The organism is Agrobacterium sp. K11 (assembly GCF_059429395.1).
Genome location: NZ_JCAHRB010000004.1, coordinates 589172 through 603340, shown reverse-complemented (window position 1 = coordinate 603340; position 14169 = coordinate 589172). Strand labels below are relative to the sequence as shown.

The window sequence follows — 14169 nt, the reverse complement described above, 5'->3', positions numbered from 1 at the left end:
TGTATTTTCTCATTTTCCGATCACTCCTCTGACACCGCCACTGATCAGAACCGTCGCGTCCATCAGCGCCAGAGCGGCGTCTGCGCCATTTTGTACGGCGAGGTAACGCGGTTCCCATTTCGGGTGGAACTTCGTCTTGAACGCACGAAGGCCCTTAAAGTTGTAGAAACGTTCGCCATGTTCGAAAAGCGTGCTGCCAATGCGGTCCCAGACCGGTGCCGCATCGCGCTTCGACATGCCGGACATGGGTGCCATGCCGAGATTGAAGCTCTCATATCCCGCCTCGCGCAGGTACTGCATGATGCTGACGAAGAGGAAATCCATCGAGCCGCGCGGTGCGTCCGGTGAAAAGCGCATGAGATCGACGGTGGCTTCCTTTTTGGTGTCCGTCACCATCAGATTGGCGAAGGCGGTGATCTTGCCATCCTTGCGCAGCACGGCGACGGGCTGGGAGAGAATGTAGTTGGGCTCGAACGCACCGAGAGAAAATCGCTTTTCCCTTGTATTGTGGTGGGTGAGCCAGCCATCCGAGACCTGCTTGAGATCATCCAGAATATCGGCAACATGCGATTGCTCGACAACTTCGAAGGTCAGCCCGTCGCGGGCGCCGCGGCTCAGTGACTGGCGAAGAGTCGCGAGCTTGCCGCCCTTCAATTCGAATGCGGTAAGATCGACCAGCGCCAGTTCGCCAAGCTTGAAGGCACGCAGGCCCGCATCGGCGCAATGGGACAGGAGGAAGGGCGAAATCTGGTAGAAGGCGGCGCGCGCACCCGCCGAACGGGCGGATTCCACGAATTGCCAGACCAGATCGGGAAAATCCTCCTCGTTGCCGACGGGGTCGGCGAAGGCTATCCATGAGCGGCCCTGAATGCCGTACATGATGAAGGCGCTGCCGCTTTCCGAGAACATCACATGCTTGTCGCCCATGCGCACCAGATTGGCATCGGCCGAATCCTGCTGCATGACGATGTCGGTTGCACGTTCAACGTCTTCCGGCTGGATGGAATCCGGCTTGAAGGTGACCGGCCGCATCAGGCTGAAAATTGCAATGGTGGAGGAAGCGAGCACCAGGCCGAGAAGGGCGCGCAGACCGCGCGGTGCTTCTTCGGAGAACTCGAATTCCCACCACAATGTGTGGCTGTAATCGGTGTCACGGTAGACGAACAGAAGGATCGTTGCCGCGCCGGCGATGATGACGGCCATAGCGGCGAGCCAGCTCGGTCCCAGCGCCTGTTTGACCAGCGAGGCATGACGGTTGAAGCTGCGCATATTGAGGGCGAGCGCCGCGATGAAGATGCCGAGGAAGATTGCTTCGAAAACGGCGATCGCCTTCACCAGCGACAGGATGAGCGCCAGCGATGCGGCGACAAGGGCAATCCACCACGCGCCATCCAGCCGCTGCCCGAGGCCGCGGGAGGCGACAACGAGGCCAAGGCCGAGAATACTCGTCAGAAAGTGCGCCGCCTCGATGATCGGCAGTGGCACGAAATTCGACAGGAAATCCAGATTGCTGCCGGGCGTCGGCGTCACGCTCGAAAAGATCAGCATGGTGCCGAGAATGATCGCGAAGGTCGAGAGCAGCGGCGGCGCCAGCCGCACGGCAAGCTGGCTGATATCGGAGACCACCGGCTTGGCCGCGAACTGCTTCATTTCGGAAACGATCATCACCAGAATGGCAACAACCAGCGGCAGGACGTGATAGATGACGCGATAAAGAACGAGGCTTCCGAGCAGCTGATCGACGCTGATCGCGTTGCCGAGCCCGGCTACCATGACCGTTTCGAACACACCGAGACCGGCGGGAACGTGGCTGAGAACGCCAAGGCCAACGGCGGTGGCATAGATCGCGAAGAATGTCGGCCAGCCGAGATGCGTCTCGGGCAGGAGCACGTAAAGCACGGAGGCGGAGGCGGCGATATCAAAGGCGGAGACGAGGAACTGGCGCGAGGAGGTGCGGCTGTCGGGAAGGCGCAGTCGCCATTTGCCGAGCCGGATCGCCTTGCCGTTGCGGCCGATATAGGCGGTGGTAACGAGAACGGCAATGACGGCGAGCGCTCCGCCCCTTAGAACAGTCGGGTCGAGACCGATGATGGCGGCGATGCGTGGTGCGACGATGAAGGTCGAAAGGGCGCTGACCGACAAAAGGCCCAGCCCGAAGGACAGCGTGACGAAGGCGATGACACGGGCGATGTCACCCGGCGAAAGTCCCAGCCTGGAATAGGCGCGAAAGCGTATTGCGCCGCCGCTCAAGGGGCCAAATCCAGCAGTGTTGCCGATGGCGTAAGCGGCAAAAGCGGTGGCCGCCATGGACGGGAAGCGCACCTTTTTGCCGACATATTCGATTGCGTTGGCGTCATAGAAAATCAGCGACAGGAAGCTCAGCGCCGTAAAGACCATTGCAAGAAGAATGGCCGGAAGCGAAGTGTCCAGAAGGGCTGCGATCACATCATCGTAACGCACTTCGGATGTGAGGCGGTAAATCGCAAACGTCATCATCACGAAGATGAGCGTAATGGCGATGGCCGTCAGATAGGGCCGGTTTCTGGCAAAGAAGCTTTCAACCGGGGATTCGGTAATATCGGTCTGTATAATTTCGCTCTTGTCTGCCATTTGCTTTTTCCAGCGCCAGTCCCTTGGTTGGCGAACCACAGGATTGTGTCGCTAATTCGTTTCGGTTGAGGAAATTTGCTTAGCAGAAATGCGTGACGTGTCGATGTGAAGTTTGGCGACAAACCAACGAGATTTTCGCCGTTAAAATGAAAAATGCAACCAAAAAGAGCGATGTTCGAATTTTAGATCAAAAACTCCGTGAATTAATCGTTCCGATTGCTTGGAGGCGATGTTTGATGTGATTAAACGCTTCTTTCAATTGAAGGAAATTCAAAATGAACATGCCTACAAGAATAGTAATTTCGCTGATCGCAGCCCTTTTGGTGGGCGGCGGCTACATGGCTTATGACAAGATGCGGGGCGCCGAATGGGTTGTCTCGCCGCAGCAGATCGCTGATGCGAAGGCCGGCGGGCAGGCCGGATATGAATCGCGTCCGGGAACAGTGACCGTTCTGCCGATCCGTAGCGAGACGGCGGATGTACTGCCGATCAAATGGGCTATTGCTGGTCTGGTCGCAGGCCTGCTGGCGTTTCGGTCCACGGGCAAAAAGAAAGCGGCAAAGGCCTGAGGCCTGCCGCTTCATGTCTCCGGCACGGAAGTCCGGGGAGAATGCCAAAGTCGGGGCGCGTTACGCGCCCCACGTTTTCTCCAGCACGCGAACCCAGTTGCCATGGCAGATCTTGGCGAGTGCGGCGTCGTCATAACCGCCGTTGCGCAGGGCTGTGACCAGCAATTGCAGATCGGCTGCATCCTTCATGGCTGCTGGAATGGTGGTGCCGTCGAAATCCGAGCCGAGTGCGACGTGATCGATGCCGATGCGGTTGACGATATAGTCGACATGGCGGACCAGTTCGCCAAGATCGGTAGCCGGGTTCTTCACGCCGTCCTGGCGCAGGAACAGAACGCCGAAATTGATGCCGGCAAGACCGCCTGTGTCGCGGATCGCGTCCAGCTGGTGGTCCGTCAGGTTGCGGCTGTGGTTGCACAGCGCGTAGGCGTTGGAATGGGACGCCACCAGCGGTGCGTCCGAAATCTTCGCGATGTCCCAGAAACCCTGTTCGTTCATGTGCGACAGGTCGACCATGATCTTCAGTTCGTTGCAGGTCTTTACCAGCCGTTTTCCGGCATCGGTGAGGCCGGGGCCGATATCCGGTGTCGACGGGAAGCGGAAGGGAACGCCGTAGGCGAAGATGTTCGGGCGGCTCCAGACCGGGCCGAGCGTGCGAAGGCCAGCCTCGTGGAGAACATGCAGCGCATCCAGATCGGCGCCGATCGCTTCTGCGCCCTCGATATGGAAGACGGAGGCAAAGGCGCCCTCTGCCATCGCGCTGCGGATCTCGGCGGCCGTGCGGCAGACTTTCAGCGCACCGCCCGATTGTTTCTCGGCGCGGAACAGCAGGGCCGCCATGCCAAGCGTCGCCTTCAGCGCGTCCGCTTCAGCCGGTGTCGTGAAGTCGCCGTTCGCGTCCTTCTCCATGCTGGGCGAGGGGACGTAGATGGCGCAGAGGCCACCGGCCAACCCGCCCTTCCTGGCGCGCGGCAGGTCGATGTGGCCGACCGTATCACCCTCGATGAGAAGCGTTTCGGGAGAGGCATTGCCCGATCGCCATAACCGCAGAAGCACGTCGTTGTGGCCGTCGAAGACGGGTACGGTTTTTTCATCGGTCATGGTCATTCACCTTTGGATACGGGCGGGGCGCGGGCGCGCGGTCGTCAGACTTTTGAGAATTGGTAGAGGAAAGGTCAAGGTCGGAGCAAATGCAATCCGTGCATAGGCTCTGCCAAATTTGGAATTGGTCGCGCCTCGTTTGCTCGTGGTAATCGCGGGAAAACATAAAAAAAATGACTGGATTGGGGCGAACCCATACCGTTTCCGAAAAATAAGGTCCGAAAGGGGATTTTCGATGATTTCAAGACGCAACCTGCTGATTGCCGGCGCTGCCGTACCGTTCCTGTCCTATGCGCACATTCCGGCATTTGCTGCGACGCCCAAGGATATTCTGGTGGTCGCCCAGCAGCTGGACAACATGACGAGCCTTGATCCGCATGAGGGTTTCGAAGCCGTCGGCGGTGAAATCATGTCCAACATGTACCAGAAGCTGGTGCGGGCGAACCGTGAAGATTCCACCAAGGTCGATCCGGTCATCGCGAAGTCCTGGGAAGCCGATGCGGAAAGCAAGGTTTTCACCTTTGTGATCGGTGACGATGCGACCTTCTCGAGCGGTGCGAAAGTGACCGCGGAAGACGTGGCCTTTTCTCTGCAGCGCGCCATCAAGATGAACAAGAGCCCGGCCTTCATCATCGGCCAGTTCGGCTTCACGCCTGACAATGCCGAAACTACCATCGTTGCCGCCGACGAAAAGACGGTGAAGCTGACGACGGCAAAGCCGACCGCAATCTCGTTCCTGCTCTATTGCCTCTCCGCCAATATCGGCGCGATCGTTGAAAAGAAGGCCGTGCTGGCAAATGCCTCGGGCGAAGACCTCGGCAATGGCTGGCTGCAGAAAAACAGCGCCGGTTCCGGCGATTTCATGTTGCAGGCCTGGAAGCCGAGCGAGAGCGTAGCGCTCACCGTCAACCCGAATGGCCCCTACAAGGGTAACATCAAGCGCGTCATCCTGCGCCATGTCACCGATCCGTCTTCCCAGCTTCTGATGTTGCAGAAGGGCGATATCGACATTGCCCGCGACCTGACCTCGGAACAGCTGCGTACCGTCCAGAACGACGCCAACATCGAGTTGCAGCGCAAGAGCATCGCCTCGCTGGTGCTGATCTCGCTCAATCAGGGCAATGAGAACCTTGCCAAGCCACAGGTCTGGCGGGCCATCAAATGGGCGCTGGACTACAAGGGCATGCAGGAAAACATTGTGCCGCTGACGCACAAGGTTCACCAGAGCTTCGAGCCGGAAGGTTTCCCCGGCGCCGTCAACGACACGCCGTACCAGCGCGATGTCGAAAAGGCCAAGGCGCTGATGGCGGAAGCCGGTCTTGCCGACGGTTTCGAAATCACCATGGATCACTATTCCGCCCAGCCTTACCCGGATCTGGCGCAGGCCATCCAGGCAAACCTTGCCGATATCGGCATCAAGGTGCGTCTGCAATCTGCCGAGAACCGTCAGGTTCTGACCAAGATGCGCGGCCGCGAACACCAGATGGCGCTTTCCGCCTGGGGCACGGATTATTTCGATCCGCATTCCAATGCCGATGTCTTCAACATCAACAAGGACAATGGCGACGACGCCAAGTCCAAGCCCTTCCTGTGGCGTTCGCGCTTCAAGAACGACGACTTTGCCGCGAAGGCAGAAGCCGCCCGTGACGAGAAGGACCCGGCAAAGCGCATCGAGCTTTATGAAGCGCTGCAGCGCGAGCACATGGAAAACAGCCCCTTCGTCTTCATGTTCCAGACGACGAAGACGGCCGCGTTCCGCAAGGGCGTTTCCGGCTTTGAACTCGGCGTTCTCTCCGAGGGCAATTCCTACCACGATGCTAAGAAAGCGTAACATTGAACAAGCGCGTCAAAAGCATATCGTCGACACTGAGCAGCGTCATTCTGACGCTGTTCGGGTTGATGGTCATCACCTTCCTGATCGGGCGCGTCATGCCTGTCGATCCCGTCATTGCGGCAGTCGGCGACAACGCGCCTGAAGACGTCATTGTGCGGGTTCGGGCCGAAATGGGCCTGGACCAGCCACTGGTCGTTCAGTTTTTCCACTATGTGTCGCAAGTGCTGCACGGTGATTTCGGCAATTCCATTCTGACCCGCAACCCGGTCTGGATCGATATCAAGCGCGTTTTCCCCGCCACCTTCGAGCTTGCTACGGCAGCACTCATTCTCGCTGCGCTGATCGGCATTCCGCTCGGCGTATGGGCCGCCGTGAAGCAGGGTAAGTTGACGGATCAGATCATCCGCGTCGTCTGCCTTGCCGGCCATTCCGTGCCCGTCTTCATGCTGGCGCTGATTTCGCTGCTGGTATTTTACGCCACGCTTGGCCTCGCACCCGGACCGGGCAGGCAGGACATCATCTATGACGGCATGATCTCGCCGGTCACCGGCCTGATGACGGTCGATACGCTGCTTGCCGGCGACTGGGACGCGTTTTACGACGCCATCGCCCATATGGTGCAGCCCGTCTGCATCCTTGCCTATTTCAGCATGGCCTATATCACCCGCATGACACGCGCCTTCATGATCGATGCGCTGAAGGGCGAATATGTCATTACCGCCCGTGCCAAGGGGCTTTCGGCAATGACCGTTATCTGGGGGCACGCCTTCCCGACGGTTGCCGTACAGCTCGTCACGGTTCTCGCACTCACCTATGCCGGCCTTCTGGAAGGTGCCGTGGTGACAGAAACCGTCTTCAGCTGGCCGGGCCTTGGCCAATATCTCACCGTCTCGCTCATGAACGCGGACATGAACCCTGTCGTCGGAGCAACCCTGTTGATCGGCCTGATCTATGTCGGCCTCAACCTGCTCGCAGACGTACTTTACCGAGTAATGGATCCCCGCGTTCGATGATGTTAGCAACTTTCAGAAACTGGGCTCTGGATGAGACGCCGCATTCCCGCAGGCAGGCTGCCTGGGGAAACCGGTACCGCATCTGGCTGAACCTCAAGTCCAATCCGCTGGCGGTGGTCGGTCTCACGATCATCATCGTCTTCATTGCGCTGTCGCTGCTGGCGCCGTTCATCGCGCCTTACGATCCGGCCGCGCAGAACCTCGGCAACCGCCTTGCCTTCCCGAGTGCCGAGCACTGGTTCGGCACGGATGAGCTGGGTCGCGACATTCTTTCCCGCATTCTCTATGGTGGTCGCGTCACGCTTGGCATGGTCATTGCCGTCGTCGTTCTCGTTGCGCCGATCGGTCTCGCCATCGGCTGCATCGCCGGTTATTTCGGCGGTATCGTCGATACGGTGTTGATGCGGGTGACCGATGTGTTCCTGGCCTTCCCGCGCCTCATCCTGGCGCTTGCCTTCGTCGCGGCGCTGAAGCCTGGCGTCGAAAGCGCCATTCTCGCCATCGCGCTCACCGCCTGGCCGCCCTATGCGCGTCTCGCTCGCGCCGAAACCATGACGGTTCGCGGCAGCGATTTCGTTGCGGCCTACCGGCTGACAGGCGCTTCCGCCTGGCGCATCATCGCCCGTCACATCGCGCCGCTCTGCGTGCCGAGCCTCATCGTGCGCATCACGCTCGACATGAGCTCGATCATCATCACCGCCGCAAGCCTCGGCTTCCTCGGCATGGGCGCGCAGCCGCCTTCGCCGGAGTGGGGTGCGATGATTGCGACGGCCAAGCGCTTCATCTTCGAACAATGGTGGGTCGCCACCATTCCGGGCATCGCCATTTTCCTCGTCTCGCTCGCCTTCAACTTCCTTGGCGATGGTCTGCGCGACGTGCTCGACCCGAAGGGACATTGAGCCATGCTGGTCGAAATCGAAAATCTGAAGATCGCGTTCCAGACCCGCACCAGCCGCTTCGAGGCGGTGCGCGGTGTTTCCATGAAGCTCGGAACAGAAAAGCTCGGCATCGTCGGTGAATCCGGTTCGGGCAAGAGCCTCACGGCGCGCGCGCTGATGAAGCTTCTGCCCTCCAATGCCGATATCAGGGCCGACAAGCTCTCCTTTGACGGTATCGACGTGCTTTCCGCCAGTGAAAAGCAGATGCGCCAGATCCGGGGAAAACGGGCAGGTTTCATCCTTCAGGATCCGAAATATTCGCTGAACCCGGTCAAGACCATGGGTGCACAGATCGCGGAAGCCTGGCGCGCCCACAAGGGCGGCAGCAAGCGTGCGGCCATGGAGGCGGCAATCGCCCTGCTCGATCAGGTGAAGATCCGCAATCCGCGCCAGGTCGCTTCGTCCTACGCTCACGAGGTTTCCGGGGGCATGGGCCAGCGTGTCATGATCGCCATGATGCTGGCGCCCGATCCCGAGCTTCTGATCGCCGACGAACCGACGAGTGCTCTCGATGCCACGGTTCAGGCGGAAATCCTGCGGCTGATCGAGGAGCTGGTATCGGAACGCGGCATGGGTCTCATCCTCATCAGCCACGACCTGCCGCTAGTCTCGCATTTCTGCGACCGCGTGGCTGTCATGTATTCCGGCCGGGTGATGGAGGAACTGAAGGCTTCCGAACTCCTGAAAGCACAGCATCCTTACACGCAGGGTCTCTTGAACTGCATTCCCTCGCTGACGCATCCGCGCGAGCGTCTTCCCGTTCTCAACCGTGATGCAGCGTGGTCCAGCCTATGATCGACGTCGAAAATCTCCGTATCAAGTTCGGCGACCGTGAAGTGGTGAAGGGCGTGTCCTTTTCGGTCGAAAAGGGCGGCAGCTTCGGCATCGTTGGCGAAAGCGGCTCGGGCAAGTCCACCATTTTGCGCGCCATGGCCGGCCTTAATGAAAGCTGGGAAGGCCGCATCGCCTTTGCCGGCAAGGATGCACCGCTGAAGCGCACGCCGGAATTCTTCCGGCAGGTGCAGATGGTGTTTCAGGACCCCTATGGTTCGCTGCATCCGCGCCAGACCATCGACCGCATTCTCAGCGAATTGCCGTTGGTGCACGGCATGGACAATATCGAAAAACGCATCCAGCAGGCGCTATCGGATGTGGCCCTGCCCCAGGCGGTGCGCTTCCGTTACCCCCACCAGCTCTCCGGCGGTCAGCGTCAGCGCGTGGCGATTGCGCGTGCTTTGATTGCCGATCCGCAGGTTCTGCTGCTCGATGAGCCGACTTCGGCGCTCGATGTTTCAGTGCAGGCGGAAATCCTGAACCTGTTGCAGGATCTGCGGGCGGCGCGCAACCTCACCTATATCCTCGTCAGCCACAATCTGGCTGTTATCGCGCATCTGTGCCCACAGGTGGGCGTGATGCTTAATGGTGAAATGGTCGAGCAGCTGAATGCAGGCGATCTACGCGAAGGCCGCACGAAACACCCGCATACCGAAGAGTTGCGCAGCCTGAGTATCCGGCTGGAAGAGCCGGCTTGAGCCCACGTCGCACATAGATCGAGCGGATGCTGCTCGCTTCTTCTTCCCACCGGGGAGAAGGTCGCGGCAGCGGTATGAGGCTTCCCACAAGACCCACGAAGACACGAGACCGAACAATGTCACAGCAATTCGACTGGAACGCCGCTTCGACGCTTGCCGAGAGTTTCGTCTCGCAATGGGCCGGCAACGAGCCAGGCGGAGCAGTGATCGGTTTCGATCTCAATGGCATCCGTTTTGCCCATGCGGGCGGGGTTGAGAGCCTTTCGACGTTTGCGCCGTTCACGCCGAAAAGCGTGGTGCGTTACGCTTCCGTCACCAAACATGCCTTCTGTGCCATGGTGCTTGCCCATTCCGATCTGATCGGGCTTGACGATCCACTCGGAAAGCATCTGCCGGAGCTGCAATCGCCACTCCGCGACGTCACTGTCGGGCAGGCGCTGGATATGAGCGGCGGGTTGCCGGACACGCGCGAATGCCTCTCGCTGCTTGGTCTTTCCGTCTACACCGAAACGAAGGCCGGCCCGCTTCTAGACTATCTGTCGCGGCTGACCCGGCTGAACTTTCCGGCCGGCAGCGAGGTTTCCTATTCGAATACCGGTTATCGTCTGGTCGAGGCGGCGCTGGAGCGCCATGGTTTCCGTTTTGACGATTTCGTGCAGACGCAAATTGCCGGTCCGTTCGGTGTTTTCCTGAAGGCGCCGGACGTCTGGAACGATCCGGTGGACGGATTGGTGCCGGGTTACTGGAAGGCTGAGAGCAACTGGCAACTTTCGGCGGCGGGGCTGCATATTTCCGCTTCCGGCAGTCTTGCCGGCAGTGCCGAAGCGCTGACCCGCTGGCTGCAGGGGCTGATGCGGGGAGAGGGCAGCTTTGCCGGCGTTCTGGACGGGCTTTCCACCGAGCGGCGGCTCGCCGATGGACGGATGAGCGAATATGGTCTCGGCCTGCGCTGGTCACATCTCGGCGACAGACGTTTCGTCGGTCATGGCGGTTCGCATCCTGGCTACAAGACGTATTTCCTTCTCGATCCGGAAAACGGCACGGGTTTCGTCGTGGTATCGAACCGCGAGGATACCAACGGCTTCAAGATTGCGCTGGAAAGCATGGCGGCCCTGACCGGTCTGCCTTTACCCAAACCCGCCGCCAGCTTGCCGGAAGGCCTCTATGTCACCGAAAGCGGACCGTGGTGGCTGGAGATCAAGGGCAGTACCTCGACCTTCATCGATGGCGACGACACGCTTTATGAAGATGCCGATGGCTGGGTGTCATCGCGCTCCGCATCCTCTCCGATGCTTCTGAGGCTCGAGGGCGATGCGATCGTCGGCGAGGCAGGCCACGCCGCTCGTCGGTTCCTGCCGGTTGGTGACCATGCGGTGCCCGATGAGCTTTCCGGATCTTGGCGCTCTACCGAAGGGGCGGAATTTACGATTTCCGGTTCGTCGCTGACCATGGGTATCGGTCCCACGCGCCGCTCCATGCCTTTGACGGCGCTCGGCAATGGTCGCTTCCTCTTCACGCTCTCGGACGGGCCGTGGACGAAGCGCATCTGCCTCAATCAATTGAGCGACAGCCGGATAGAGCTTGTGGCGAGCCGGGCGCGAATGATCGAATATTCAAGAAGCCTTTAAGAGGGTTTCAATCAGCTGCTATTGCTCCTAATAAAGACCCTTGTTCCAGCTAAAGGCCGGTTCAACATCTTTGTGGGAGAACAGGCCCTTGGAAGTCAAATGGCTCGAGGATTTCCTGGCGCTGGCCGGAACGCTCAATTTTTCGAAGGCGGCGGAAGAGCGGCATGTGACGCAATCCGCTTTCAGCCGAAGGATCAAGCAGCTGGAAGCCTGGGTGGGCGCGACGCTGGTCGATCGCGCTTCCTATCCCTCACGACTGACCGAGGCCGGGGTGAAGTTCGTTCCGGTGGCGCAGGAAACCCTGAAGCAGCTTTACCACGCCCGTCGCACCCTGTTGCAGGAAGACGGCGAGGATGCCAGAACAGTGCGGCTGACGGCGCTGCACACGCTGTCTTTCACCTTCTTCCCGGACTGGCTGAAACGAGTGAACCAGAAGGCGGGACCGCTGTTTTCGGTTCTGCGGCCTGATTCCGGCAGCATGGAGGAGAACCTCAATTCGCTGGTGGACGGGCAGAGCGATTTCCTTCTGACCTACGCCCACCCCGAAGTGCCGATGCTGCTCGATGCGCAGACCTTCGAATTCCGCGTGCTTGGCGCGGAAAACATCATTCCCGTTTCCGCCCCCACAGAGGACGGCGCGCCGCTGCACAGCCTGACGGAAAGCGCGAAAAAACCCTTTGCCTATCTGGATTACGAAAAAGCATCGTTCTTCGGGCCGCTGTTGCGCGATCTCCTGAGTGCGCGCCTGCCGAAATTCGAGCGGGTGCATGAGGGCAGCATGTCGGTGGGGCTGAAAGCCATGGCGATGGCGGGATGGGGTGTTGCCTGGGTGCCGGAAAGCCTGATGCGGCACGAGCTGGATAGCGGCGCGCTGGTGCGTGCCGCCGATCACAGTTTCGATATTGCCGTGGATATCCGGCTTTATCGTTCCAAGGAGAACCGCCGTCCCGTTGTCGAGCGCATATGGGCGGTTCTCGAAGATTGATCCTGGTCAGATCGCGGTGCGGTGGGCGTTTTCGAGATAGAGCGCGCGCAGGCGTTTCACCATCGCGCCTGGTTTGCCATCACCCACCGGCTTGCCATCGATCTTCGTCACCGAAACCACGAAGTTGGAGGCGCTGGTCAGGCAGGCTTCGTCTGCGTTCATCGCCTCTTCCAGCGTGAAAGGCCGTTCTTCCAGCGTGAAACCGGCCTCCTTGGCCAGTTGCAGGGCGGCAAGGCGGGTGCAGCCGGGCAGGGTCTTGTTGCTGTTGCCGCGGGTGATGATCTTCCTGTCGCCGGTGATGATATAGGCGGTGGAGGATGCGCCTTCGGTGACGAAACCATCCTCGATCATCCACGCCTCATCGCAGCCTTCAGCCTTTGCGATGCGTTTTGCCATCACTTGCGGCAGCAGGCAGACGGTCTTGATATCACGGCGCGCCCAGCGCTGGTCGGGAACGGATTTGACCGCAATGCCGGCCTCTTCCACGGCGGTGCCGACGAGTTTCTTGGCCTGCGTGAACATCACCAGCGTCGGCTTCAAATCGGCGGAAAACAGGAAGTTGCGGTCTTCCGCGCCGCGCGTCAGTTGCAGGTAGATCATGCCTTCAACGAGGTTGTTGTCGGCAATCAGGCGACGTTCGGCCTCTACGATTTCCTTTGTTGTGACCGGCAGCGGCACGTCGATTTCGCGGGCGCTGCGTTCCAGCCGCGCCATGTGCAGGTCGCTGTCGATCAGCTTGCCTTCGAGAACGGAGGTGACTTCATAAATGCCGTCGCCGAACAGGAAGCCGCGGTCGAAGATGGAAAGGCGGGCTTCCGCCTCGGGCAGGAATTCGCCGTTGAGGTAAACGATGCGACCGGATTGGCTAGTCATGAAAACTCCGTCTGGAAAAGTCAGGCTGAAAGAAGGGTTTTAAGGGTATCGATGCAAATGGCCTCAACCGTTGCGGCCTTGCCGGTTCCAGCGTTGAAGCCTGAAGTTGTTGTTGCCGCGCAGAGCGAATTGAGGATCGCCTCCTCGGTTGCCTCTATTGCGGCTTCGAAGAGCGGCGAGATCGCATCGTTGGAAAGCTCGGGAAAATCCGCCACGGCCTTGCGGCGTGCGGGTGTTTTGCGAAGCCGCTCGTTGGTCGAAAATGCCAGCGCGTAATCGCCGGAACCATTGCTCAGTGCCGCGCCGGTGCGCGAGAGGCCGCCGAAGCTCCTAGCGGCCAAGCGCTTCAAATTGCGCGACGACAGCGGCGCATCGGTTGCGACGATGATGACGATGGAACCGTCCTTGTCCCTGTGCTCAGGGCTTAGATAGGGTTTGCCGCAGACAAGGAGATGGCCGCCGTAATTGGACTGTACGAGAATGCCGAGTGTATAGGTTTCTCCGGCAATCGGTACCATGCGGGATGCTGTTCCAATACCGCCCTTCATGCCGAAAGCCACCGTGCCGGTTCCGGCTCCAACGCCGCCCTCGGCGACCGGGCCCGTGGCAGCGTTTTTCAGCGCGGCCGAAATTTCCTCGACGGTCGGGCGACCTGCGCGGATGTCGTTGAGCCGGGAATCGTTGGTCTCTCCAACGACCGCATTGATGGATACCACTTTCTCATTGCCTGGCTGCGAAAGCGTATGGCGGTTGATCGCCTCGATTGCCCGGCCGGTTGCGAGCGTATTGGTGAGGATGACAGGCGTTTCGAGTTCGCCAAGTTCCTCGATCTGGGTCGAGCCTGCAAACTTGCCGAAACCGTTATAGACGGCGAAGGCGGCGGGCACCTTGTCCTGAAAAAGATTGCCGCCATGCGGCAGGATCGCGGTTGCGCCGGTGCGGATCGTGTCGCCTTCGATGACGGTCGAATGGCCGATCGTCACGCCTTCGACATCGGTGATGGCATTGAGCGGGCCGGTCTCGAAATGGCCGGGCGGCAAGCCGATATCGCGCAGTCTTGGGCGGGTCGTCTGATGCATCGGGCGA

12 protein-coding genes are annotated in these 14169 nt (G+C 59.8%); 8 read left to right on the top strand and 4 right to left on the bottom strand.

What is annotated here, in order from left to right:
• Window positions 1-9: 9 nt before the first annotated feature.
• Entirely contained in the window at window positions 10-2610 is a 2601-nt protein-coding gene (mprF, locus tag AC5SEO_RS12595) for a bifunctional lysylphosphatidylglycerol flippase/synthetase MprF (protein WP_174068606.1), read from the bottom strand.
• A 275-nt stretch (window positions 2611-2885) separates the two neighbouring features.
• Here mprF and AC5SEO_RS12590 point away from each other — a divergent pair, with 275 nt between their 5' ends.
• Entirely contained in the window at window positions 2886-3179 is a 294-nt protein-coding gene (locus tag AC5SEO_RS12590; protein WP_003514125.1) for a hypothetical protein, read from the top strand.
• Window positions 3180-3239: 60 nt separating this feature from the next.
• Here AC5SEO_RS12590 and AC5SEO_RS12585 read toward each other — a convergent pair whose 3' ends face one another.
• A complete protein-coding gene (locus AC5SEO_RS12585; RefSeq protein ID WP_174068605.1) occupies window positions 3240-4280 on the bottom strand; it encodes a dipeptidase in 1041 nt (346 codons plus the stop codon).
• Between the two features lie 235 nt (window positions 4281-4515).
• Here AC5SEO_RS12585 and AC5SEO_RS12580 point away from each other — a divergent pair, with 235 nt between their 5' ends.
• The 7 genes from AC5SEO_RS12580 to AC5SEO_RS12550 all read left to right on the top strand — a co-directional run bounded on the left by AC5SEO_RS12580 (window position 4516) and on the right by AC5SEO_RS12550 (window position 12210).
• On the top strand, window positions 4516-6111 hold the full coding sequence (locus tag AC5SEO_RS12580) for an ABC transporter substrate-binding protein (RefSeq protein ID WP_112290274.1): 1596 nt from the start codon (window positions 4516-4518) through the stop codon (window positions 6109-6111).
• 2 nt (window positions 6112-6113) lie between these two features.
• Window positions 6114-7127, top strand: coding sequence for an ABC transporter permease (locus AC5SEO_RS12575; protein ID WP_065662127.1), 1014 nt, complete (start codon window positions 6114-6116; stop codon window positions 7125-7127).
• Complete coding sequence (gene nikC, locus AC5SEO_RS12570) at window positions 7124-8026, top strand: nickel transporter permease (RefSeq protein ID WP_003514116.1); 903 nt, start codon at window positions 7124-7126, stop codon at window positions 8024-8026. Before AC5SEO_RS12575 ends, nikC begins: the two co-directional genes overlap by 4 nt.
• A 3-nt stretch (window positions 8027-8029) precedes the next feature.
• Entirely contained in the window at window positions 8030-8860 is an 831-nt protein-coding gene (locus AC5SEO_RS12565) for an ABC transporter ATP-binding protein (protein ID WP_003503986.1), read from the top strand.
• The gene (locus AC5SEO_RS12560; protein WP_003514115.1) at window positions 8857-9597 is read left to right on the top strand and encodes an ABC transporter ATP-binding protein; all 741 of its coding nucleotides are present in this window, start codon (window positions 8857-8859) and stop codon (window positions 9595-9597) included. The genes AC5SEO_RS12565 and AC5SEO_RS12560 overlap by 4 nt, the downstream gene beginning before the upstream one ends.
• Before the next feature lie 116 nt (window positions 9598-9713).
• Window positions 9714-11225 carry a serine hydrolase domain-containing protein gene (locus AC5SEO_RS12555; RefSeq protein ID WP_112682221.1) on the top strand — a complete coding sequence of 504 codons (1512 nt, stop codon included), beginning with the start codon at window positions 9714-9716 and terminating at the stop codon, window positions 11223-11225.
• A gap of 88 nt (window positions 11226-11313) precedes the next feature.
• Window positions 11314-12210: a LysR substrate-binding domain-containing protein gene (locus AC5SEO_RS12550; RefSeq protein WP_174068603.1), complete on the top strand. Its 897-nt coding sequence runs from the start codon at window positions 11314-11316 to the stop codon at window positions 12208-12210.
• A 6-nt stretch (window positions 12211-12216) separates the two neighbouring features.
• Here the strand turns inward: AC5SEO_RS12550 and AC5SEO_RS12545 are convergent, their stop codons facing one another.
• Together AC5SEO_RS12545 and AC5SEO_RS12540 are read right to left on the bottom strand one after the other, a co-directional pair.
• The gene (locus AC5SEO_RS12545) at window positions 12217-13083 is read right to left on the bottom strand and encodes a D-amino-acid transaminase (RefSeq protein ID WP_003514109.1); all 867 of its coding nucleotides are present in this window, start codon (window positions 13081-13083) and stop codon (window positions 12217-12219) included.
• A 20-nt stretch (window positions 13084-13103) separates the two neighbouring features.
• Window positions 13104-14162: a P1 family peptidase gene (locus tag AC5SEO_RS12540; protein WP_313594017.1), complete on the bottom strand. Its 1059-nt coding sequence runs from the start codon at window positions 14160-14162 to the stop codon at window positions 13104-13106.
• Window positions 14163-14169 lie beyond the last annotated feature (7 nt).